Raw genomic sequence first — 23,764 nt, 5'->3', positions numbered from 1 at the left:
GTCATAGCGGCAATTGGTCGACTCACTGTGTCAGGGACCAGCGGTCCATATTCCACCCGGCGCCCCATCGAGTCGGGTTCTTGCTTACTGCGTACATCTTTTTCGACATCAGCAAAGTGCGCTGCTGGCGATACAACGGCAACGTCGGCAGGTCGGTCCAGAGAATCGGCGCGCCCTCGGCAAGCAACCGGACCCGTTCGCCGGGGTCGGCGGAGACGGCGAGTGCGCCGATGATGCCGTCGACCTGGGGGTTTGCGAACCCGGACAGGTTGTTGCCGTTGCCGCCGTGCAGGGCGTAGGCGTCCACCAGCGACGACCCGCTCGATCCGCTGCCGCTGGCGCCCCCAGTGCTGGACAGCAACACATCGATCTTGCCTTCCCGCAGCGCCTGCGGCCCAGGGATGTCGAGGGTGACGTCGGAGACGGTGATTCCGGCGGGGGCGCACGACTTCGCGATGGTGCCGATGGTGGCCGCCAGGCGGGCGTTAGGTCCGTGGAAGCCGATCCGGACCGTCAGCGGTGTTCCACCCAGCGCATCGCGGGCGGCGGCCGGGTCGCCCGTGTTGAACGGTGCGGCCTGCGCAGCCCCGTCGGCCTCGGCGATGGGGTCCTCGGTGGCCGGATTGAGCCGCGAATTGGCGATCCCCGTTCCGGCGTCCCGGGCGATCGCCTCCCGCGGGGCGCACAGCGAGAGTGCGCGGCGATTGCGGACGTCGAACAGCGGCCCCTTCGGCGCGAAGATCAATTGCACGATCCCCGCCGCGGGCGAGTCGGTGCGTTGATAGTTGTCTGGCGTTGCCAGCGCACCCGACGATCCCGCCGCGATATCCACCACGTCGACGCTGCGGTTGTTGACCCGGTCCTGGATGTCGACTCCCAGCGGCCGCACGGTGATCCGCTTGGTGACGGGCTTGGCGCCCCACCAGCGGTCATTGGCGACGAGCACCACCGCACCGCCGGGCAGGACGGATTCGATCTTGTACGGCCCGGACGACGGGAAGCGCTTGAGGTCGACGCCCGGCTTCAAGTCCCACGTCGAATTCCACAGTCGCGCAATGTTTTCCACGACGGGACCGTTGTTGTCCAGCAGCGCCTTGGTGACGTCGGTCCCCAGGAGGTCGGATAGCACGTGTGACGGCATCAGCGATGTCGCCGTGAACAACTGCGTGTAGTCGACGAAACCGCGGTCCGGGATGAACGAGACCCGGGCCTTGCGCTGACCCGGCGTGCAATCGATGTTGGCGATGTCGAGGTAGCCGGCCTGTGTGGCGGCATCGAAACCGGGAAAGCGACCGGACTGGGCGGCCCAGGTCAGCACGAGATCGTCGCAGGTTATCGGTTTGCCGTCGGAATACACGGCGTTGTCGGCGATCTGATAATCCAGCACCAGCGGCGAACCGCCCACCACCGAGACGGTGCCGAAGTCACGGTCGGCAACCACCTGCCCGTCGGGCCCGTGATAGGTGAAGCCGGTGAGGGTGCGGGCAAACGCCTGGGCCCCCGCCGACGCCGCGCCGATGACGGTGTTGACGTTGTAGCTGGGCAGCGACCCGTCGACGACGTAGTCGATCTTCTTCGCCGTGCTGCCGGAACAACCGGTCAACGTCGAGCCTGCGACCAGCATCGCGATGACCTCGATGATGCGACACCACAAGGTCGCCCGCCGCGCGGTGACCATCGGCGACTACCGCCGGGCGCTTCTCTTGCCGGTGGGACGGCGGGTGCCGGTCGGCCGCACCGGCCGCGCGCCCGGGGCCGGTTTGTTGGTTGCCGGTTTGGTGGCCGTCTCCGCCTGGGATCCCACGACTGCGGCTACCTCGGTGGTGGCCCCGGATTCCGCGTCCTCCGCGGTCTCGCTGTCAGCGGCGTCGTCGGTTGCCCGCGATCCCGCCGTGCGGCGCCGGTTGACCCGTCGGGTGTGAGTGCGCACCAACTCCGTGCGCTCCCGCAGGGTGACCAGCAGCGGTGTGGCGAAGAAGATCGACGAGTAGGTGCCGACGATGATGCCGATCAGCTGCACCAGCGCCAAGTCCTTCAGGGTGCCAACCCCGAGCAGCCACACCGCCACCACCATCAATGCCACCACCGGAAGTACGGAGATCAGGCTGGTGTTGATGGAGCGCATGAACGTCTGGTTGATCGCGAGGTTGGCCTGTTCGGCGTAGGTTCGCCGAGTGGTGTGCTGGAAGCCGTGGGTGTTTTCCTCGACCTTGTCGAACACGATCACGGTGTCGTAGATGGAAAACCCGAGGATGGTCATCAGCCCGATCACCGTCGCGGGGGTTACTTCAAAACCGACCAAGGCATACACACCGGCGGTGACGGCGATGTCGAAGAACATGGCCGCGAGCGCCGAGATGGTCATGTACCGCTCGTAGCGCACGGTGATGTAGAGCGCACACAGCACCAGGAAGACCACCAGGGCGATCACCGCCTTCTTGGTGATCTGGCCTCCCCAGGTCGCAGACACCGCCGCGTCGCTGATGGCCTGCTTGCTGGGCTGGCCGTCGGCGCCCTTGGGCTTCAATGCGTCGAACAACGCATCGCGCAGCTTCTCCGTTTCGGCATTGGACAGCTTCGAGGAGCGAATCTGCACGGTCGCCGAGGCGCCCTTGCCGACCGTCACCACCGCATCGGGGTCCTTGCCGATGGTCTTGTTGAAGACATCCTCCACCTGATCCACCTGGATGATGCCGGACTCGCCCGCGGCGGGCAGCGACACCGTGGTGCCGCCCGTGAAGTCAATCCCCAAGGTGAAACCGCGGATGATGATGGCGAGAATGGCGATGGCGACCATGGCGCCGCTGATGCCGTACCAAAGCTTGCGCTTTCCCACCACCTCGAACGCGCCGGTTCCGGTGTAGAGGCGGTTCAGGAAGCTGTGCTGGGGCAGTTTGGCGTCGGTGCTTGTTTCGCGGTCGGCCAGGCTCACCGCGACCGTGGGCGCTTCGGAGGCTTCGGTGACATCGTCGTCGGTCTTAGGGGTCTTTGAAGCTGCCTTGGCCTTCGAGTTGTCGCGTGACTTGCCTACCGGCGCCTTGGCCGCACCGCTCTTGCGACTGCTGGGCCGAACCGGTTTGGGCGTTGGCGTCTGCGGTTGGGTGTCGGTGGTCGACTCGTCCCCATCCTGCGCCAGCTCCTCCTTGCTGCGATCGGAAGCCATGTGGTTATCCCCGTCCTGTCTTCGCTGCACCCGCTTGAGTTCGGCGTTCGCGGGCCACCTGCTGAACAGCTCCCAGGCCGTTGTAGGCCGGCTTGGCCATTCTCGACGACTTGGACGCCAGGTACACCAGCGGCCAAGTCACCAGGAACACCACGACGAGGTCCAGGATCGTGGTCAGGCCCAAGGTGAAAGCAAACCCCTTCACCTGGCCGATCGCCAGGAAGTAGAGCACCGCGGCGGCCAGGAAGGTCACGGCGTTGCCCGACACGATCGTCTTGCGGGCCCGCGACCAACCCCGTGGCACCGCCGAACGGAACGAACGGCCTTCGCGGATCTCGTCTTTGATGCGTTCGAAGAACACCACGAACGAGTCGGCGGTGGTGCCGATACCGATGATCAGACCCGCTATACCCGCGAGGTCCAGGGTGTAGTTGATGACCCGCCCCAGCAACACCAGGATTGCGAAAACCATTGCCCCGGAAGCGATTAGCGACAACGCGGTGAGCAACCCCAGCACTCGGTAGTACAACAGCGAGTACACCAGCACCAGCGCCAACCCGATCGCACCCGCGATCAGACCGGCCCGTAGCGACTGCAAGCCCAGTGTCGCCGAGACGGTTTGAGCTTCCGAGGATTCGAAGGACAGCGGCAACGACCCGTATTTGAGGACGTTGGCGAGCTGGCGCGCGGCCGCCGCGGTGAACGGTGGCTCTCCCCCGCTGATCTGGGTCCTACCGCCCGGAATAGGTTCATTGATGACCGGGGCGCTGACGACCTGGGAGTCCAGGGTGAACGCCGTCTGCGTTCCGACGTGGGCGGCGGTGTAGTCGGCCCAGACGTTCGCCGCGGGCCCTTTGAACTGCAGATCGACCACGTAACCGATGCTGCGCTGGTCCATACCAGAGGAGGCGTCTTTGATCTGGTCGCCGCTGATGATCGACGGCGCCAGCAGGTAAGCCGTCTTGTGGTCGGTGGAGCAGGTCACCAGGGGCAGGTTCGGATCGTCATTGCCGGCCAGGATGTCCTTCTCATTGCAGCGCAGCGATTGGTATTGCAACGCCATCATCTGCAAGTACTGGTTGGTGCTTTGGCGCCACTTCTTTTCTTGCGCGATGCGTTCGGCGAGATCCTTGCGCGGATCTGGCGGCGCGGGCTGATCGGGAGGCGGGACCTCCGCCGGCGAGGGCTGACCGGACGTCGGTGCCGGTGACCCGGGGGCGGGTGAACCCGGCGCTGGCGACCCGGGGGCAGGTGACGAAGGGGCGGGTGACGAGGGCGCCGGTGAAGTCGCGCTGGGCTTCGGACTCGGCGAGGGTGAGGGCGCCGGGTCCTGCGGGAAAGGCCGCGGCTGGGGCCTCGGGCTCGGCGTCCCCGGTTGACCGGGCGCAGGTGATTGACCGGGCGCGGGGGGCTGACCGGGCGCGGGCGATTGACCGGGGGCCGGCGGTTGACCAGGCGCGGACGGTTGACCAGGGGCCGGCGGTTGACCAGGCGCGGGCGGTTGACCAGGCGCGGGCGAATTCGCGGGCGGCGTCTCACCCGGCTGAGGCCCCTCAGTGGGTTCTTCCGTCGCCGCCGGTACGGCCTGAATCACCGGCCGGATGTACAGACGTGCGGTCTGGCCGAGATTGCGGGCCTCGCTGCCGTCGTTGCCCGGCACCGTGATGACCAGGTTGTCACCGTCGACGACCACCTCGGAGCCCGAAACACCGAGCCCGTTGACCCGCGCGCTGATGATTTGCTGCGCCTGCGACAACGCTTCCCGACTCGGCGCCGAACCGTCCGGCGTGCGGGCAGTCAACGTGACCCGGGTTCCGCCCTGCAGGTCGATGCCCAGCTTCGGGGTCGCATGACCGTCCCCGGTGAAGAAAACCAGCAGGTAGACGCTGAGGAGCATGAACGCGAATACCGACAGGTAGCGGGCAGGATGGACCGGCGCCGAAGTCGATGCCACGTTCCAACGTCTCCTTGAAATCGATCTTGCCCGGGTGGCGAGCCTCTAAAAACCTCTGCAAAGACTACGTGCAGTAATTAGGCGTCCTTCGCCACGCGGGTCTCGTCCTGGGCGTCTTCATCCTCAACGGCGACCGAATACTCGTCTTCGTCGTCGAGATCTACGTCGTCATCAGGCAGGATCTTGTCGCGAATCGCAAGCTTCATCCACGTCGTGACGACGCCCGGCGCGATCTCCAGGTCGACGGTGTCGTCGGTGATGGCGACGATGTTGGCCTCGAGCCCGGACGTCGTGTGGACCCGATCACCCACTTCCAGCGACTCGTGCAGGTCGATGGTGGCCTGCACGGCGCGTCGCTGACGACGCGACCCAATGAACAGAAACACCCCCATGATGATCACGAAGGGCAACATCAAGGCCAAAGCATCCATCGAACACGCCTGTCTTTCGTATCGGTATTGCTCGGTGCGTCCCGGGGCGGCCTCAGGCCGTCCCTTACGTCACGCACCTCGTCAGGGTCTAGCGCCCGCTGTCCAGTCTGGCAGGCCCGAAATTGCGACTCGGCGGCAGCGCTCGCCAGCCAGCGCAACGCACCTCCGGACGCGGGGCAAATGGTATCCAGCGCAATGCGCCCCAGGTTCGCTCCTTGGCCAGGATATTCACATTGAGAACCCCGTGCGAACGCCTCCCGAGCGGGGCCCCGAGTCGGGTTAGGCTTTACCCGCGACGTGACCGCCGCGCCGCGGAAGGAGGATTCGTGGCCAGCCTCGAGCAGAGCCGGAAATTGGTCACGGAAATCCCGGGTCCCGCCTCGCTGGAGCTCAACAAACGCAGGACCGCAGCGGTGTCCCACGGTGTCGGAGTCACGCTTCCGGTCTTCGCAGTGCGGGCCGGTGGCGGCATTCTCGAAGACGCCGACGGCAACCGTTTGATCGACCTGGGCTCGGGCATCGCGGTGACCACGATCGGCAACTCGTCCCCTCGGGTGGTGGACGCGGTACGTGCACAAGTCGCCGAGTTCACCCACGCCTGCTTCATGGTGACCCCGTATGAGCAGTACGTGGCCGTCGCCGAACAGCTCAACCGCATCACTCCCGGCGACAGCGAGAAGCGCTCGGTGTTGTTCAACTCCGGGGCGGAAGCGGTTGAGAACGCGGTGAAGATCGCGCGCTCTTACACCCACAAACCCGCCGTGATCGCGTTCGACCACGCCTACCACGGGCGTACCAATCTGGCGATGGCGCTGACCGCCAAGTCAATGCCGTACAAGAGCGGTTTCGGTCCTTTTGCGCCGGAGATCTACCGGGCGCCGATCTCCTACCCATACCGGGACGGCCTCCTCGACAAGGAGTTGGCCACCGACGGCGAGAAGGCCGCAGCCCGCGCCATCAACGTCATCGAGAAGCAAGTCGGTTCGCAGAATCTGGCGGCGGTGATCATCGAGCCGATTCAGGGCGAAGGCGGCTTCATCGTCCCGGCCGAGGGTTTCCTGCCGGCACTGGTGAAGTGGTGCCGCGAGAACAATGTGGTGTTCATCGCCGACGAGGTGCAAACCGGGTTCGCGCGCACCGGAGCTTGGTTCGCCTGCGAGCACGAAGGCCCCAGCGGTATAGAACCCGACTTGATCTGCATCGCCAAAGGCATCGCCGATGGATTGCCGCTGTCGGCGGTCACCGGCCGCGCCGAAATCATGGATGCCCCGCATACCAGTGGTGTGGGTGGCACCTTCGGCGGCAATCCCGTTGCCTGCGCCGCCGCCCTGGCCACGATCGAGACCATCGAGCAGGACGGTCTGATCGAGCGAGCCCAGCAGATCGAACGACTGCTCATGGAGCCGCTGCTGCGGCTGCAGGCCGCCGACGACCGAATCGGCGACGTCCGAGGGCGCGGGGCCATGATCGCCATCGAACTGGTGAAGTCCGGGACCGCCGAACCCGACCCCGCGCTGACCCTGAAACTGGCCAACTCGGCGCACGCGGCCGGTGTCATCGTGTTGACCTGCGGCATGTTCGGCAACGTCATCCGCCTGCTGCCACCGCTGACCATCAGCGACGAACTACTGGCCGAAGGCGTTGAGGTCCTGACGGGCATTCTCGCCGAGCTCTGACGCCTGCTCGACGCGCTGACCCGGAAGACTCTCGTCGATAGGGCCGGTGGCGCATCTCACAGGCAATTGGCAGCCGCTTCGGAGCGCAAACCCTGGCGAAATATAATTACTTTAGCTAACGTTCTATCTATCAGCGCAGCGTCGCGCCATAGTTTTCAAATTTTCTTTATTTCAAGGGGATTCGTCATGTCGACTACTACCCACGAGGAGCGGCTCGCCCGTCGCATACAGGACCTTTACGCAAACGACCCCCAGTTCGCCGCCGCCAAGCCGGACGAGGCGATCGCGCAGGCGGTCGACCAGCCTGGCCTGGGATTGGTAGAGATCATCGACACCGTCATGCGTGGTTACGCGGATCGCCCCGCGCTTGGCCAGCGTGCCGTCCAACTCGTCACCGACCCCGAGACCGGCCGCACCTCAGCGCACCTGCTGACCCACTTCGACACCATTACCTACGGCGAGCTGTGGGAGCGCACCGAAGCCCTGAGCAACGCGTTGTCCGCCACCGTCCGCCCCGGCGACCGCGTTTGCGTGCTGGGCTTCAGCAGCGTCGACTACACCACCGTCGACCTCGCGCTGAGCCGCCTGGGAGCGGTGTCCGTGCCGCTGCAAACCAGCGCCGCGATCGCCGGACTGCGGCCGATCGTCGCCGAAACCGAACCCACTCTGGTCGCCGCCAGCATCGACAATCTTGCCGACGCCGTCGAGTTGGTGCTGACGGGCGGTCACACGCCCGCCGCGATGGTCGTGTTCGACTACCGTCCCGAGGTCGACGAGCAGCGCGAAGCCGTCGAAGCCGCGCAGGCGCGGTTGTCCGGCATCCCGGTTGAGCCGCTGGCCGAGGTGATCGAGCGCGGCCTGGCCATGCCCGCCGCACCGGCTGTCGCCGACGAGACTGACGACCCTCTGGCCCTGCTTATCTACACCTCCGGCAGCACCGGCGCACCCAAGGGCGCGATGTACCCCCAAAGCCGGGTGCTGAACTTCTGGCGCAAGACGAGCGCGTGGTTCGTCTCCGCCAACGAACCCTCGATCACGCTCAACTTCATGCCGATGAGCCACGTCATGGGTCGGCAGATCTTGTTCGGAACGCTCTGCGCCGGCGGCACCGCGTACTTCGTGGCCAAGAGCGACCTGTCGACACTGCTCGAGGATCTCGCTTTGGTGCGTCCCACCGAGCTGAACTTCGTGCCGCGCGTCTGGAACATGCTGTTCGAGGAGTTCCAGAGCGAGGTCGACCGGCGCTCGCTCAACGGCGAGGACCGAGCCGAAATCGAAGCCCAGGTGCTGACCGAGATGCGCGAGGACGTGCTCGGTGGACGCTTCGTCGTGGCGTTGACCGGCTCGGCTCCCATCTCCGCCGAGATGAAGGTGTGGGTCGAGTCTTTGCTGGACGACCTGCACTTGGTGGAGGGTTACGGCTCCACCGAGGCCGGAATGGTGTTGATCGACGACGAGATCCGGCGGCCGGCAGTGATCGACTACAAGCTGGTCGACGTTCCCGAGTTGGGCTACTTCCTGACCGACCAGCCCCACCCGCGCGGCGAGCTGTTGGTCAAGACGCAGAGCCTGTTCCCCGGCTACTACAAGCGGCCGGAAGTCACCGCCGGCGTGTTCGACGAAGACGGCTTCTACCGCACGGGCGACATCATGGCCCAGGTCGGGCCGGACCGCTTCGTCTACCTGGACCGTCGCAACTTCGTGCTCAAGTTGTCGCAGGGCGAGTTCGTCACCGTCTCAAAGCTCGAGCCGCTGTTCGGCGACAGCCCGCTGGTTCGCCAGGTTTTCATCTACGGCAACAGCGCCCGCGCCTACCTGCTCGCGGTGATCGTCCCCACCGAGGAGGCGTTGGCCCGGTTTGACGGTGTCGAGCTCAAGCAGGCGATCAGCGACTCGCTGCAGGACGTCGCCAAGGCGCATGATCTGCAGTCCTACGAGATCCCGCGGGACTTCATCATCGAAACCACCCCGTGGACGCTGGAAAACGGCCTGCTCACCGGCATCCGCAAACTCGCGCGTCCGCAGCTGAAGCAGCACTACGGCGAGCGGCTTGAGCAGCTCTACCAGGAGTTGGCCGACAGCCAGGCCAGCGAGCTGCGCAACCTGCGTCAGAACGGCGCCGACGGGCCCGTCCTGGAGACGCTGTGCCGGGCCGCCGGCGCGTTGCTGGGAACCGCGGCCGCCGACCTGAAGCCGGAAGCCCACTTCACCGACCTGGGCGGCGACTCCCTGTCCGCGCTGTCCTTCGCCAACCTGCTGCACGAGATCTTCGACGTCGACGTGCCGGTGGGTGTGATCGTCAGCCCGGCCAACGACCTGCAGGGCCTGGCTGCCTACATCGAGGCAGAGCGCCAGCCCGGTTCGAAGCGGCCGACGTTCGCCTCGGTGCACGGACGGGACGCCGTCGAGGTGCACGCCAGCGACCTCACCCTGGACAAGTTCATCGACGCCGCCACCCTGGCGGCGGCTCCGAACCTCCCGGGCCCGAGCGATCAGGTGCGGACCGTTCTGCTGACGGGAGCCACCGGGTTCTTGGGCCGCTACCTGGCCTTGGAATGGCTGGAGCGGATGGACCTCGTCGACGGCAAGGTCATCTGCTTGGTGCGAGCCAAGAGTGATGAAGAGGCCCGCGCCCGCCTGGACAAGACGTTCGACAGTGGCGACCCGACGCTGCTGGCGCACTACCGGGAGCTCGCGGCCGATCACCTCGAGGCGCTGGCGGGCGACAAGGGCGAAGCCGACCTCGGCCTGGACCGGGCGACATGGCAGCGCCTGGCTGACACCGTCGACTTGATCGTCGACCCCGCGGCGCTGGTCAACCACGTGCTGCCGTACAGCCAGCTGTTCGGCCCCAACGCACTGGGCACCGCCGAGCTGATCCGGTTGGCTCTGACCAGCAAGCAAAAGCCGTTCACCTACACCTCGACGATCGCGGTCGGCAGCGGAATCAAGCCGTCGCAATTCAACGAGGACGCCGACATCCGCGTGGTCAGCGCCACCCGTCAGATCGACGACAGCTACGCCAACGGCTATGCCAACAGCAAGTGGGCGGGCGAGGTGCTACTGCGCGAGGCTCACGACCTGTGCGGTCTGCCGGTCGCGGTGTTCCGCTGCGACATGATCCTGGCCGACACCACTTACGCCGGTCAGCTCAACGTGCCGGACATGTTCACCCGGCTCATCCTGAGCCTGGTGGCCAGCGGGATCGCTCCCGCCTCGTTCTACGAGCTGGACTCCGAGGGCAATCGGCAGCGCGCGCACTACGACGGGTTGCCGGTCGAGTTCATCGCTGAAGCGGTGTCGACCCTGGGGGCCCAGAGCTCCGGCGGGTTCCACACCTACCACGTGATGAACCCGTACGACGACGGCATCGGCCTGGACGAGTTCGTCGACTGGTTGATTGACCCGGACGTCGCGGGTTGCCCGATCCAGCGGATCGCCGACTACGGCGAGTGGTTACAGCGGTTCGAGACGAGTCTGCGGGGCTTGCCCGAGCGCCAGCGCCACGCCTCCTTGTTGCCGCTGCTGCACAACTACCAGAAGCCGGAAGCACCGGTGCGCGGCTCGATTGCACCCACCGACCGGTTCCGCGCCGCAGTGCAGGACGCGAAGATCGGCCCCGACAAGGACATTCCGCACATCACCCCGCCGATCATCGCCAAGTACGTCAGCGACCTGCGCCTACTCGGCTTGCTGTAACTCTGCAACGCACCGATCGCCAACCCTCGTGGTTGGCGATCGGCGTTTGCGATCGTTGTTGCTTACGGCGCGTGGCCGACGTGCGACGCGGGACGGTGTCGACGGAAGAAGCCGCCGCCCTTGGGGTGCACCTCGTCGGCTTCAGGTGCCGCGTCAGTTGCTACGCGCTGTCCACGCGGAGTGGTCTGCATTTCAGACTCCGCAGGTGTCGACGCTGTCGATGCGTAGGGCTGATGGGCGTACGGCTGCTGGGTCGTCGGTGCGGTCTCGATGTGCTCGGTTGTCGAGGTCTCGACGGGCTGAACAACCGGCTCGACGTCACGCGCCAACCGAGCAGCCGTCCGCGCCAAGGCGGCTCCGGCCAGGAAGGCGATCAGCGTTCCGAGGCCGGTGAAGTACGCCAACTCGAGCACCGCGCGCTTGCGGTCGGTAGCGGCGACAGGGTCGCCCACGGAACCGAGGCCCAACAGCGGGGCGACCGTGGTGCCGACGACAAACCACGCGCCACCAAGGGCCGCCAGCCAGCCGCCGAGCATCGCACCGGCCCGATTCCGGGATGCGATCAGCAGCAGACCACCGACGACGGTGGCGACGCCTGGCAGTACCTCGAGCCAGCCGCGGGCCGCAGTCCACGATTGGCCGGGGGTGTAGGCGAAATCGAAGTTAGGGCCGACGAAGGGAATCAACGCTCCCCACGCGCCCAAGATGACGAGTAGTAATCCGGTGACCGCGCCGCGGGACCGTGGCATGCGCGTCCTGGCGGGGCGGGTATCTGTGCGCTTCATGTTGGACGGATACCCGAGGGTTTGGCCAGGTAAGCAATCGTGTGACAGATGAGGCTAATGAGGCGTTGCGCGCGTGAATCCTGCGACGCAACACGCGGGACTTGCGTCGGGTAGTTCACTCTCGGCGCGACGCGACCGGCCGGCCGGGCTTCAGCCGGTCAGGCCGACCACCAGGAGGAGGACGGCCAGGGTCGGGAATGCGCCCTGCGTCAACGCGGCGCGCGCCTTGTCCCGAGCCGAGATCAGCAGCACCACCGCGGCGGCGGCCATCGAGCCGACACCGGCAAGGATGAGCGCGGCGCCCACCGCCTTGTGCCCGGTGACAAGCACCGCGATGCCGATCCCGGTGATGATCGCAAGGAACAGGTTGTAGAAGCCCTGGTTGAAGGCCAGCAGCTTGGTGGTTTCGGCCTCCTCCGGCGTGGTGCCGAAGGTGGCGCGCGTTCGCGGCGAAGTCCAGGTCAACGACTCCATGACGAAGATATACACGTGCAGGACCGCGGCTAGTCCGGCGAAAACCAAGGCGGCGGTGACCATCGCTCCTCCTAGTCGAACTAGTCGAACAACCCTTGCTGCATGACCCCGACCGGCGGAGTCATCCCAAGATGGGTCCAGGCCAGCGCTGTGGCCACCCGGCCGCGGGGGGTACGGGCGACCATACCGGCACGCACCAGGAACGGCTCGCACACCTCTTCCACCGTCGCGGCCTCCTCGCCGACCGCTACAGCCAGCGTCGAGACCCCGACCGGTCCGCCCCCGAAGCTGCGGGTCAATGCCGACAACACCGCGCGGTCCAGCCGGTCCAGCCCCAGCTCGTCGACGTCGTAGACCTCGAGTGCGGCCTTGGCCACGTCGCGGGTGATGACGCCGTCCGCCCGCACCTCGGCGAAGTCGCGGACGCGGCGCAGTAGCCGGTTGGCAATTCGCGGCGTTCCCCGCGAACGCCGTGCGATCTCCGCGCCGGCCTCCGCCCCGAGCTCGATGCCCAGGATGCCGGCGGATCGGGCAAGCACGCGCTCCAGCTCGGCGGGTTCGTAGAAATCCATGTGTGCGGTGAAGCCGAAGCGGTCGCGCAGCGGGCCGGTCAGGGCACCCGACCGGGTGGTCGCCCCGACCAGGGTGAATGGCGCGATTTCCAGCGGGATCGAGGTCGCGCCGGGCCCTTTGCCCACGACGACGTCGACCCGGAAGTCCTCCATCGCCAAATAGAGCATCTCCTCGGCGGGCCGGGCGATCCGGTGAATCTCGTCGATGAACAACACGTCGTGCTCGACCAGATTCGACAGCATCGCGGCCAGGTCGCCGGCGCGTTCCAGGGCCGGCCCGGAGGTCACCCGAAGCGAGGACCCGAGCTCGGCGGCGATGATCATCGCCAACGACGTCTTGCCCAGCCCCGGCGGGCCGGACAGCAGAATGTGATCCGGTGTGCCGCCCCGGTTCTTGGCTCCCTCGATGACCAGTTGCAGCTGCTCACGCACCCGGGGCTGGCCGATGAACTCGCGCAGCGACCGCGGTCGCAAACTGACGTCGATGTCGCCTTCGCCGACGGTCAACGCCGGTGAGACATCGCGTTCGTCGTGTTCGTCACTCATTTCGACTTACCCAACAACGACAGGGCGGCCCGCAGCGCGCTCGATGTCGTCGCGTCATGATCGGCGGCCAGCACCTTGTCGGTGGCCTCCTCGGCTTGCTTGGCCGCGAAGCCGAGGCCTACCAGGGCTTCCACGACAGGACTACGCACCGCGTGGCCATTCGTGGCGGCAGTCCCCGCGGTCGTGGCGACGGCACCGACCTTGTCACGTAGTTCCAGGACCATCCGCTCGGCACTGCGCTTGCCGATTCCGGGCACCCTGGTCAAGGCGACGACATCGCCGTCGGCAAGCGCTTGGCGCAGGGCGGCGGCGTCGTGTACGGCCAGGGTCGCCATCGCCAAGCGCGGCCCGACGCCAGAAACCGACAGCAGCGTCAGGAACAGATCGCGGGTTTCGGTGTCGACGAACCCGTACAGCGTCATCGAATCCTCACGCACGATCATCGCGGTGATCAGCCGGGCTTCCGTTCCCTGTCGCAACGTCGCCAGTGTCGAAGGTGTCGCGTTGACCCGGTAGCCGACGCCGGACGCTTCGATCACCACATGGTCGAGCGCCACCTCGAGCACCTCACCGCGAACCGAAGCAATCATCGTGCCGCCTTCAACTTGGCCAGATATGCACTGCGCTGCTGGGCGGCCTTGGCCTCGGCCGCAGCCATCCGGGCGAGCATCGGGCCGCGCCAACAGTGACAAATCGCCAGGGCGAGCGCGTCAGCCGCGTCCGCTGGTGTCGGTTTAGCCTGCAGCGCAAGGATTCTGGTAACCATCGCGGTGACTTGTGCCTTGTCCGCGGCCCCGTTGCCGGTGACCGCTGCCTTCACCTCCGTCGGGGTATGGAAATGCACGTCGATGTCGCGTTTGGCGGCCGCAAGTGCGATCACTCCCCCAGCTTGCGCGGTGCCCATCACCGTCATCAGGTTCACCTGCGAGAACACCCGCTCGATGGCCAGCACATCGGGACGGTGGGTGTCGAGCCAATGTTCCACGGCGTCACTGATGGCCAGCAACCGCTTGGCCAGCGGCGCCTCCGAAGGGGTACGCACGACATCGACGTCCAGGGCCGTGATCTGCCGACCGCGGCCGCTCTCAACGAGCGACAGCCCGCATCGCGTCAACCCGGGATCTACACCCATCACCCGCACCGCATGCTCCCACAATCGCTCCCGAACAGTTGTTCGATAGCCTAGCGGGCGGGCGCGACACCCGCGAGCAGGACACGCGGTGACAGGTCAGGATGGGCGGCCAGGGCTTCCGCTGCCGAGCAGGCCGCCACCGGCGGGTAAGCCTCCAGTTCCACCCGATCCGCCAACCGCGCCGCCATTGCCGCCTGCATTGGCCTGCGCGTTGTTATGCCCGCCCGTGCCACCGTCCTGATCGACGGCTGGGTTACCGGCGGCGTACCCGCCTCCGGCCTCGAGTGCGCCGCCGCCACCACCGCCACCAATGCCACCGCTACCGGTGGCGCCGCTGCCGCCGGGCAGCAGGGGAGCTCCGCCCGAAGCGCCGCCGCCGTTGCCGCCCGTTCCGGCGACGCCACCCGGCAGGGCGGCCCCGCCGCCGCCACCACCGCCGCCACCCACAGCGTTGTTCAGGAAGGCTAACCCGCCGCCGCCGCCGGCGCCGCCGCCGCCTTGGCCACCGGCGGTATCGGAGGCCGTGCCACCGGCACCGCCCGTACCGCCTTGGCCGCCTTCCCCGGTGGACATCAGGCCGTTGTTGATGAGCGCGGTGCCGCCGGTCCCGCCGGTGCCGCCGGTGCCGCCGGTGCCGCCAATACCGACGGTGCCCAGACCGCTGCCGGCGTTGCCGCCCTTGCCGCCAGCACCGCCGCCACCGCCGCCACCGCCCTGCACCCCGTTGCCCGATGCGAAGGTCTCGTTGCCGCCGCCGCCGTTACCGCCATTGCCGCCGAGACCGCCGGCACCGCCATTACCGTTGGCGCCAGTGCTGGAGTTACCACCCGCACCGCCGGCCCCGCCGTCGCCGCCGCTACCACCTTGGCCGGCTACGTTGCTTGCGTTACCAGTGGAGGCGGCGCCGCCGGCGCCACCCTGGCCACCGCCGCCGCCGGTACCGCCCAGACCGCCGTTGCCACCGTCGGTAGCCGCGCCGCCAGCACCGGCCGCGCCCCCGGCACCACCGTCACCGCCGAGGCCACCGACGCTTCCAGGACCTACGCCGACACCCGCCGCACCGTTGCCGCCGCCACCACCCTTACCGCCGTTGCCGCCTTGGCCGCCATCACCGCCGCCCTCGCCGCCGATGCCGGCCCCGCCGGCACCCCCGGCGCCGCCCAGGCCACCGAGGCCACCGTTGTTGCCTGCGCCGCCGCTGCCGGTTCCCGCGGCGCCCTGACCGCCGACGCCGCCCACGCCGCCCGTGCCGCCGGTACCGCCCACGTTGCCGGTCCCGGCCGCCAAAATCGCGCCGCCGGCGCCGCCGGTACCGCCAGCACCACCGTTGGCGTTGGCCCCGCCCGCACCACCGGCTCCGCCGTCACCACCGTCACCGCCATCACCGCCCAGCGTGCCGCCACTGCCACCGGCACCGCCGGTGCCGCCGACACCACCATTAACCCCATCGGTCCCGGCGCGGCCCGACCCCCCAGTGCCGCCCTTACCGCCATCGCCCAGGTTCCCGCCGTTGCCGCCCTTACCACCGGCCCTGCCGTTGCCGTCGCCGGTGACATCACCCGAGGCACCAGTGCCGCCCGTGCCACCGTGGCCCCCAGCCACCCGCACACCGTCCCCACCATCGATGCCTGGGGTCAAACCGGCCCCGGCCTGGCCACCCTTACCAGCTAGACCGGTGTCACCACCGTTGCCGCCGGCACCACCAACACCACCATTGACGCTAGGAGTACCGACAGCACCCTTGCCGCCATCACCGGCCTGGCCACTATCACCCCCCTGCCCGCCATTGCCACCCACACCTTGGTTGCCCGAGGCGGCCTGAGCCGCCCCACCAGCCCCACCATTGCCGCCATTGCCGCCATTGCCGCTAGCACCGCCCTTGGTCCCGCTGGCCCCGGCCGTGGTCGCGTTGAAGCCCTTGCCTCCATCCCCACCGGCAGCACCGGCACCACCATTACCGCCAGCGCCGCCGTTACCGGCCAGCACTCCGCCCGTACCGCCATCACCCCCAGCACCCCCCCAACCCCCGTTGGTGCCAGCGGTCCCGTTCTGCGTCTCGTTCGCGCCGTTCACACCAGCCACACCGGCCGCGCCATTGCCACCATCACCACCACGGCCACCATTGCCCACCAACCCCCCGTCACCACCACGACCACCGGCAGCGCCATTGGCGCCGTTGCCACTGATCGTCACCGGAGCATCCGCACCTCGACCCCCATCACCTCCGTCACCGCCACTGGTCGGAATCAGACCGTTAACCCCTTGCGCACCCACCAAACCGCCCCGGCCGCCAAACCCAGCCGTGCCCGGATCCCCGCCACGCCCGCCGTTGCCGCCCTTACCGCCATTGACCGCAAGATCACCAGCACCGCCATCGCCACCATCACCACCAACTCCCCCAGCCCCACCAGCACCGCCCTGACCGAACAACAAACCCGCACGCCCACCGGACCCCCCAGCACCGCCATGACCACCATCGCCACCATCAGCACCACCGCCGAGCCCGTTAACACCGTTAAGACCCGCCCCACCAGCCCCGCCCACACCACCGGCACCCACCAAAAACGCGCTACCCCCGCCCCGCCGACACCACCAGCAATCAACCCCGACCCACCAACACCCCCGGCACCCCCCGCACCACCAAGCCAACCCCCATTGCCGCCGACCCCACCAGCCCCGCCGACCCCGGTCGGACTCGTACCTCCAGCACCCCCGGCCCCACCATTGCCGAAAAGCCCCGCCGACCCACCAGCGCCACCGGCCTGCCCCTCGGCCCCGGACCCCCCAGCACCGCCGTTACCCCACAACAAACCCCCTGCCCCACCCGCCTGCCCCGTGCCCGCAAGCCCATCAGCGCCATCACCAATCAACGGCCGCCCCAACAACAACTGCGTCGGCGCATTGATCACACCCAAGATGTTTTGCTCGAGGGTCTGCAGCGGCGACGCGGCAGCGGCCTCGGCACTCACATACGCACCGCCCGCACCCGTCAGCGCCTGCACAAACCGGGCGTGGTACCCCGCCACCTGCGTACTCAGCGCCTGGTAGTCCTGCGCGTGATTGGCGAACAACGCCGCGACAGCGGCAGACACTTCATCCCCAGCCGCGACCAAAACCTGCGTGGTCGGCACCGAAGCGGCCGCATTCGCAGCGCTCAGCGCCGAACCCACTCCGGCCAGATTCGCAGCAGCGGCCGCGACAGCTTCGGGAACCACACCAATGAATGACATCGAAGCCCCTACCAATCGGTTGGCATGCCAGGGAATGCGGGTTGACCACGATTGACCCGAAATCCTCGTGGTTCCAAGTCGACAGACTAGCCAACCAGCCCTAATTTGACGTAGAAGTGGCGTGATTCTGTAGACCAATTTCTCAAAGATTGCACTCGGTGCAACTTTGCCCAGTCGTCCTCCTGGTTGCTGCTAGCCGAACACCTCGTTCCGGCACGTGCAGCTGTTAAGTTTGTTGCCGCACTAGGGAAGGGGACGGCATGGGAGGACAGCTGGTTGTCATCGCTCTGGTGCTCTTCGTCGCCTCTCTTATCGTCCTCGTCTACGCCCTGAAGAAGCCCAAGAATTCAAGCCAAGCAACCGGACGCCAGGACCCGCTTTCGTTCAATGCGCAACCGCAATTCGGCCCCCGTCAGCTCGGTCCCGGCGCCGTCGTGAGCTACGGCGGCGTGGATTACCTGGTGCGTGGCTCGGTGACATTTCGCGAGGGCCCGTTCGTCTGGTGGGAACACTTGCTGGAGGGCGGCGCCGAGCCGTTGTGGTTCAGCGTCGAAGAAGACGAAGGACGACTCGAGTTGGCGATGTGGGTCAAACGCACCGATCTCCATTTGCAGCCGAACGGTCAGCACGTTGTCGACGGGGTGCAGTTCCGGGTGTCCGACCGCGGTCATGCCGGTTACACCACGGAAGGCACGACGGGGCTGCCGCCAGGCGGTGAGATGGACTACGTCGACTACGTCAATTCCGATCAGAGCGCGCTACTCTCGTTCGAGCGCTGGGCACCGAACATGCCCTGGGAAATTTCGACCGGCAAGCCGGTGCTGAGCGGCGAACTCATCGTCTACCCCGCGCCCCCACCGTCTCGCTAGGACCCGATCCGGTGCCACTTCACCAGCTCGCCGTCGCTCCGGCTGACGTATCAGGGGCTCGCCTGGCCCTCGCGCTGAACGAGGCTGCACCGCAACCGCTTGCCAGCTATCGGCTGTCCCACCCCGACGGCGGAACCCTGGTGCTCGGCGTCTTGGGCGCCTCACACGTGATCACCGTCGAGCACGGCACCGAGACGTTCTCCGAGCAGGTCTCGTGTCGAGTCCGGAGTGGTGCCGCGACGCTGCCCGAGCACACCGACGCGCCCGGCTATTGGCTGGAATCTCGCACCCAGACGTACGAAGAGCCGACCTTCCGACGGATCGCGCAAGAGTTGCGCCGACGATGCGCAAGGGAACCCGGCTGGCTCGGCGGCGTGTTCCCCGGCGATGACGCTGCGCTGACTGCGCTGGCCGCCGAACCCGATAGCGCCGGCTGGCGTTGGCAAACCTGGCACCTGTACCCGTCCGGTTCCGGCGGCACCGTGGTCCGCACTGCGAGCCACTGGCAGCCATGAGCCGCAACCGCCTGTTGCTGATCGCCGCCGCGCTCGCGGCAGGTGGCCTCGTGTCGCTGATCTTCGGGGTGGTCCTGCTCAGCCGCAACATCGAGACCTATATCGCCAGCCACTACCACGAGTACTCCCACGATCTGAACGGCAAGCGCTACGTCTGCTCCGGCTCCCCCAAGCAGGTGGCCGACACCCTCGCTCATTACAAGCCCCCCGCGGCGCGCGCACACAGCGGCGCCAACCACTACCTGCGGTACAACCGCGTCATCGTCATCGTCGGCCCCGACGGCGGTTATCCGTGCAGCATCCGCGTCGAACCGCTCAGTGCCGGTTACAACCACGGCTCGTTCATCTTCCTCGGTCCCGGATTCACCCCCGGGTCGCCGTCGGGCGGCTCGGGCGGCAGCCCCGGAGGACCGGGCGGTAGTAAATAGCGCACACGCAAAGGAGACACGTCCATGGATCAGGCCCGGTATGCGGCGGCGGTCGATTTCGGCACCGTGACCTTCGCCCCGATCCTGCATGGCGTGGTGGCGTCGGTGCTCTACTTCCTGGTCGGCGTCACGGTGTTGATCGGCGGGTTCCTCATGGTCGACCTACTCACGCCCGGGAATCTGCGACAGCTGGTGTTTCTCGAACGCAGGCCCAACGCCGTCATCCTGGCGTCTGCGCTGTATGCGGCCCTGGCCACGATCATCGTCGTCGCCATCTACACCAGCTCGAATCAGTTGGGCGAAGGCCTGCTGGGCGTGGCGATCTACGGAACGATCGGCATCGTCCTGCAGGGGCTGGCGCTGCTCATCCTGCGCGTCTTCGTGCCTGGCAACTTCTATGCCCACGTCGAAGAATCGGAGCTGCACCCGGCGGCCTTCGCCACCGCCGCGATGTTGCTGGCGATCGGAGCGGTGACAGCCGCCTCGCTGTCATGACCGCCGCGCTCGCGGAGCCACGCGCCACGACCCGTTGGCGCGCCGTGTTGCTAGCCGCCGTCGCGGCGTGCGCGGCCTGCGGCATCGTTTACGAGCTGGCGCTGCTGACGCTGTCGACGAGCCTCAACGGCGGCGGCATCGTTGAGACCTCGCTGATAGTCGCGGGCTATATAGCAGCCCTGGGCTTGGGCGCCCTGCTGGTCAAGCCGCTGCTGGCGCACGCTGCCGTCACCTTCATCGCGGTGGAGACCCTGTTGGGCATCATCGGCGGATTGTCCGCAGCGGCACTGTATGTGGCGTTCGCGTTCGTCGACGGGTCGACGTGGGTGTTGGGCCTGGGCACGGCGCTGATCGGTGGTTTGGTCGGGGCCGAGGTGCCGCTGTTGATGACGTTGTTGCAGCGCGGCCAGGTAGCCGGTGCCACCGACACCGGCCGGACGCTGGCCAACCTCAACGCGGCCGACTACCTCGGCGCACTGGTCGGCGGCCTGGTCTGGCCGTTCATCCTGCTGCCACACCTGGGCATGATTCGCGGCTCGGCGGCCACCGGCATGGTCAACCTGGTGGCGGCCGCGGTGGTGGCCGTCTTCTTGCTCCGCCACTCCGTATCCGGCCGGCAACTGGCGGCGGCGTTGTGCGCGCTAGCCGCGGCACTGGCACTGCTGGTCACGTTGCTGGTGCGCGCCCAGGACATCGAGACCACCAGCAGGCAACGGCTCTACGCGGACCCGATCATCGCCTACCGGCACTCGGCCTACCAAGAGATCGTGGTAACCCGCCGGGGCAATGACCTGCGGCTCTACCTGGATGGCGGCTTGCAGTTCTCCACCCGGGACGAGTACCGCTACACCGAAAGTTTGGTCTACCCCGCGCTCGGGGACGGCGCGCGCTCAGTGCTGGTGCTCGGTGGCGGCGACGGCCTGGCGGCGCGGGAACTACTGCGGCAACCGGGCGTCGAAAGCGTCCAACAGGTGGAGCTCGATCCAGTCGTCATCGAGTTGGCCCGCACCACCATGCGTGAGGCCAACGGCGGTTCGTTGGACAACCCGCACGTCAACGTGGTGATCGGCGATGCGATGGATTGGCTGCGCCGCGCGGACGTTCCTTCCGGCGGTTTCGACGCGGTGATCGTCGACCTGCCCGACCCCGACACCCCCGTACTGGGTCGGTTGTATTCCACGGAGTTCTACGCATTGGTGGCCAATGCTCTGGCTCCGGGCGGACTGATGGTGGTGCAGGCGGGCAGCCCGTTTTCGACGCGGGCGGCCTTTTGGCGGGCCGTTTCGACGATCCGCTCGGCCGGCTACGCGGTCACGCCGTATCACGTGCACGTACCGACGTTCGGTGACTGGGGTTTCGTGCTGGCGCGACGCGGCGACGTTGCCCCGAAACCGACCGTGCCCGCTGACGCTCCCCCGTTGCGGTTCCTGGACCAGCGGGTGCTGGACGCCGCGACGGTGTTTGCCGACGACGTGCGCCCCCGGCCGATGCAGCCGTCGACCCTGGACAACCCGCGCATCGTCGACGACATGCGCCACGGTTACGACTAGCGGCGCCGCCAGCACCGCCAGCGCCGTGTTGGGCAGGCGACTAGGCAACCTGCACACCTGCACTGACTCGATGCTCACGATCGGTGGGCAAATCGCCCTAACCAGTCCAGCGAGATCCGGTGAAAGTGGGTGCATGCCCGACGATCCTCACGTGTCCAGGCAACCCACTTCGCCACGCGTACACGAACTGATTCGCAGTGCAGCGCGCATGGCACTCAATCCTCCCCCGGAGTGGCTCGAGGAATTCGATCGCATCACATTAGCCGCCTGCCCAGAGCTCGCACGAGACCCTGCTCTGGCCAAGGTGGTCAGCCGCGCGAATCGCGGCAATCTGGCGCACTTCGCCTCAGCCATCCTGCGCAACCCGGACGCGCCGGTGCCGGCGAATCTCAGCCCGGAAACGCTGGACATGGCGCGAGACCTGGTTCGGCGTGGAATGGATGCCTCGGCGTTGGAGGTCTACCGCATCGGACACAATCTGGCCTGGCGGCGTTGGACGGAGATTGCGTTTCGACTCACGTCCCACCCCGAGGAGCTCCAAGGGCTGCTGGACATCCCGTTCCGGCACGCCAACGAATTCGTCGATGCGACGCTGGCCGGCATCACCGAAGAGATGCACGCGGAGTACGCCAAACTTGCCCGAGACATCGATGCCGAGCGCCGCAAGATCGTCGAACAAATCCTGCACGAGGCGCCGGTCAACGAGGACCGCGTCCAAACGCAACTCGACTACTCTTTCGACCGGGTCCATACGGCCGCCATCATCTGGTGCCCCGAACCCGCCAACTATGACCCCGATCCGCTCGGCGCGGTTGCGGAGGCCTTCGGCAAGGCCGCCGGCGGCCAGCGACCGCTGAACATCATTGCCGGCGCCGCGACTCGCTGGGTATGGGTCAAAGACGCCGCGGACCTCAAGGCCCTGGATGTCGAGCAACTCCACGAAATCCTCGACGCGGCACCGGGTTCACAAATCGCGATCGGAACTTCCGGCGCGGGCATCGAAGGCTTTCGCCGCAGTCACATGGCAGCGCTTGCCACGCAGCGCATGCTGACCCGGCTGCGCTCACCCCACCGCGCCGCGTTCTTCGCCGATGTCCAAATGATTGCCCTACTCACCGAGAATCCAGAAGGCGCGGACAATTTCATCAGGTCGACCCTCGGGAACTTCGAAAAGGCCAACCCCACATTGCATACGACGGTGCTGACCTACATCAATGCCGCATGCAATGCCTCGCGCGCCGCGAAACTCCTTTACACGCACCGCAATACGCTGTTGCACCGGCTGGACACCGCGCAGCGACTGCTACCGCGACCGCTCAACGAGACAACCGTCGAGGTCGCGGTGGCCATCCAGGCGCTGCGGTGGCGCGGCGAGCAAGCCAGCGGTTCAACAACAGCCCCCAAGGCGATGTCCAACGGTGGCCGCGCAGCGGTGTCGGGGCAGTAAAGCCCCACGGGCTGGCAGAGCCCCGAGTTAGTCCTCTTCGAGGGCTGCCAGCACCTCGTCGGAAAGGTCGACGTTGGTCCAGACGTTTTGCACGTCGTCGGTGTCCTCCAGCGCGTCGACGAGCTTGAAAACCTTGCGGGCGCCCTCCACGTCGACGGGCACGCTGACCGACGGCTGGAAACTGGCCTCGGCCGATTCGTAGTCGATGCCGGCTTCCTGCAACGCCGTGCGCACCGCGACCAGGTCGGTCGGCTCGGAGATCACCTCAAAGCTGTCGCCAAGATCATTGACCTCCTCGGCGCCGGCGTCCAGCACCGCCGCCAGCACGTCGTCTTCGCTCAAGCCGTTCTTGTCCAGGGTGACAGTGCCCTTACGGGAGAACAGGTACGACACTGACCCCGGGTCGGCCATCGTGCCGCCGTTGCGCGTCATCGCCACGCGCACCTCGCTGGCGGCGCGATTGCGGTTGTCGGTCAGGCACTCGATCAGCACGGCTACGCCGTTGGGTGCATACCCCTCGTAGGTGATGTTTTGGTAGTCGGCGCCCCCGGCCTCCTCGCCGGCGCCGCGTTTGCGGGCCCGCTCGATGTTGTCGTTGGGGACCGAGTTCTTCTTGGCCTTCTGGATGGCGTCGTAAAGCGTCGGATTGCCTGCCGGATCACCGCCACCGACTCGGGCCGCGACCTCGATGTTTTTGATCAGGCGGGCGAAGTTCTTCCCGCGGCGCGCGTCGATAACGGCCTTCTTGTGCTTGGTGGTGGCCCACTTGGAATGGCCGCTCATCGGTGTTTGTACCTC

The 23,764-nt window shown here is 67.0% G+C and carries 18 protein-coding genes and 1 pseudogene; 8 read left to right on the top strand and 11 right to left on the bottom strand.

Going from position 1 to position 23,764, the window contains the following annotated elements; translation table 11 throughout:
• Window positions 1-22: 22 nt before the first annotated feature.
• From G6N68_RS10035 to yajC, 4 genes are all read right to left on the bottom strand, one after another.
• Complete coding sequence (locus G6N68_RS10035) at window positions 23-1,678, bottom strand: ABC transporter substrate-binding protein (protein ID WP_163711143.1); 1,656 nt, start codon at window positions 1,676-1,678, stop codon at window positions 23-25.
• A gap of 6 nt (window positions 1,679-1,684) precedes the next feature.
• Window positions 1,685-3,163, bottom strand: coding sequence for a protein translocase subunit SecF (secF, locus tag G6N68_RS10030; protein WP_163711141.1), 1,479 nt, complete (start codon window positions 3,161-3,163; stop codon window positions 1,685-1,687).
• Between the two features lie 4 nt (window positions 3,164-3,167).
• A complete protein-coding gene (secD, locus tag G6N68_RS10025; protein ID WP_163711139.1) occupies window positions 3,168-5,117 on the bottom strand; it encodes a protein translocase subunit SecD in 1,950 nt (649 codons plus the stop codon).
• Between the two features lie 77 nt (window positions 5,118-5,194).
• A complete protein-coding gene (yajC, locus tag G6N68_RS10020; protein WP_163711135.1) occupies window positions 5,195-5,548 on the bottom strand; it encodes a preprotein translocase subunit YajC in 354 nt (117 codons plus the stop codon).
• A 326-nt stretch (window positions 5,549-5,874) separates the two neighbouring features.
• Here yajC and gabT point away from each other — a divergent pair, with 326 nt between their 5' ends.
• Together gabT and car are read left to right on the top strand one after the other, a co-directional pair.
• Window positions 5,875-7,224, top strand: coding sequence for a 4-aminobutyrate--2-oxoglutarate transaminase (gene gabT, locus G6N68_RS10015; protein WP_163711132.1), 1,350 nt, complete (start codon window positions 5,875-5,877; stop codon window positions 7,222-7,224).
• Window positions 7,225-7,410: 186 nt separating this feature from the next.
• Window positions 7,411-10,923 carry a carboxylic acid reductase gene (gene car / locus G6N68_RS10010; protein ID WP_163711129.1) on the top strand — a complete coding sequence of 1,171 codons (3,513 nt, stop codon included), beginning with the start codon at window positions 7,411-7,413 and terminating at the stop codon, window positions 10,921-10,923.
• A 62-nt stretch (window positions 10,924-10,985) separates the two neighbouring features.
• Here the strand turns inward: car and G6N68_RS30720 are convergent, their stop codons facing one another.
• From G6N68_RS30720 to G6N68_RS09980, 6 genes and pseudogenes are all read right to left on the bottom strand, one after another.
• The gene (locus G6N68_RS30720) at window positions 10,986-11,708 is read right to left on the bottom strand and encodes a UbiA prenyltransferase family protein (RefSeq protein ID WP_240355429.1); all 723 of its coding nucleotides are present in this window, start codon (window positions 11,706-11,708) and stop codon (window positions 10,986-10,988) included.
• A gap of 150 nt (window positions 11,709-11,858) precedes the next feature.
• The gene (locus G6N68_RS10000; protein WP_163711125.1) at window positions 11,859-12,245 is read right to left on the bottom strand and encodes a DUF1304 domain-containing protein; all 387 of its coding nucleotides are present in this window, start codon (window positions 12,243-12,245) and stop codon (window positions 11,859-11,861) included.
• A gap of 17 nt (window positions 12,246-12,262) precedes the next feature.
• Window positions 12,263-13,300 (bottom strand): Holliday junction branch migration DNA helicase RuvB, encoded by a 1,038-nt coding sequence (gene ruvB, locus G6N68_RS09995; protein WP_163711123.1) that lies wholly within the window; start codon window positions 13,298-13,300, stop codon window positions 12,263-12,265.
• Window positions 13,297-13,890 (bottom strand): Holliday junction branch migration protein RuvA, encoded by a 594-nt coding sequence (gene ruvA, locus G6N68_RS09990; RefSeq protein ID WP_163711120.1) that lies wholly within the window; start codon window positions 13,888-13,890, stop codon window positions 13,297-13,299. Before ruvA ends, ruvB begins: the two co-directional genes overlap by 4 nt.
• Window positions 13,887-14,441, bottom strand: a complete 555-nt coding sequence (gene ruvC, locus G6N68_RS09985; protein WP_163711117.1) for a crossover junction endodeoxyribonuclease RuvC — start codon at window positions 14,439-14,441, stop codon at window positions 13,887-13,889. The genes ruvA and ruvC overlap by 4 nt, the downstream gene beginning before the upstream one ends.
• A gap of 87 nt (window positions 14,442-14,528) precedes the next feature.
• Window positions 14,529-17,662 (bottom strand): annotated as a pseudogene (locus G6N68_RS09980) (PE family protein).
• Window positions 17,663-17,922: 260 nt separating this feature from the next.
• Between G6N68_RS09980 and G6N68_RS09975 the strand changes: the two are divergent.
• From G6N68_RS09975 to G6N68_RS09950, 6 genes are all read left to right on the top strand, one after another.
• Window positions 17,923-18,531 carry a DUF4178 domain-containing protein gene (locus tag G6N68_RS09975; RefSeq protein WP_163711114.1) on the top strand — a complete coding sequence of 203 codons (609 nt, stop codon included), beginning with the start codon at window positions 17,923-17,925 and terminating at the stop codon, window positions 18,529-18,531.
• 11 nt (window positions 18,532-18,542) lie between these two features.
• Window positions 18,543-19,046: a DUF2617 family protein gene (locus tag G6N68_RS09970; RefSeq protein ID WP_163711111.1), complete on the top strand. Its 504-nt coding sequence runs from the start codon at window positions 18,543-18,545 to the stop codon at window positions 19,044-19,046.
• Window positions 19,043-19,474, top strand: a complete 432-nt coding sequence (locus G6N68_RS09965; protein WP_163711108.1) for a DUF4247 domain-containing protein — start codon at window positions 19,043-19,045, stop codon at window positions 19,472-19,474. Before G6N68_RS09970 ends, G6N68_RS09965 begins: the two co-directional genes overlap by 4 nt.
• 24 nt (window positions 19,475-19,498) lie before the next feature.
• Complete coding sequence (locus G6N68_RS09960; protein WP_163711104.1) at window positions 19,499-19,969, top strand: DUF350 domain-containing protein; 471 nt, start codon at window positions 19,499-19,501, stop codon at window positions 19,967-19,969.
• Entirely contained in the window at window positions 19,966-21,519 is a 1,554-nt protein-coding gene (locus tag G6N68_RS09955; protein WP_163711101.1) for a polyamine aminopropyltransferase, read from the top strand. Before G6N68_RS09960 ends, G6N68_RS09955 begins: the two co-directional genes overlap by 4 nt.
• 151 nt (window positions 21,520-21,670) lie before the next feature.
• Entirely contained in the window at window positions 21,671-22,966 is a 1,296-nt protein-coding gene (locus tag G6N68_RS09950; protein WP_205351466.1) for an Rv1453 family transcriptional regulator, read from the top strand.
• Window positions 22,967-22,993: 27 nt separating this feature from the next.
• Here G6N68_RS09950 and G6N68_RS09945 read toward each other — a convergent pair whose 3' ends face one another.
• The gene (locus tag G6N68_RS09945) at window positions 22,994-23,749 is read right to left on the bottom strand and encodes a YebC/PmpR family DNA-binding transcriptional regulator (protein WP_163711093.1); all 756 of its coding nucleotides are present in this window, start codon (window positions 23,747-23,749) and stop codon (window positions 22,994-22,996) included.
• Window positions 23,750-23,764: the final 15 nt, after the last annotated feature.

The organism is Mycobacterium bourgelatii (genome assembly GCF_010723575.1).
Taxonomy (GTDB): Bacteria; Actinomycetota; Actinomycetes; order Mycobacteriales; family Mycobacteriaceae; genus Mycobacterium; species Mycobacterium bourgelatii.
Note: the sequence above shows the minus strand (reverse complement) of the source record. Positions and strands in the feature narration are given on the sequence as shown.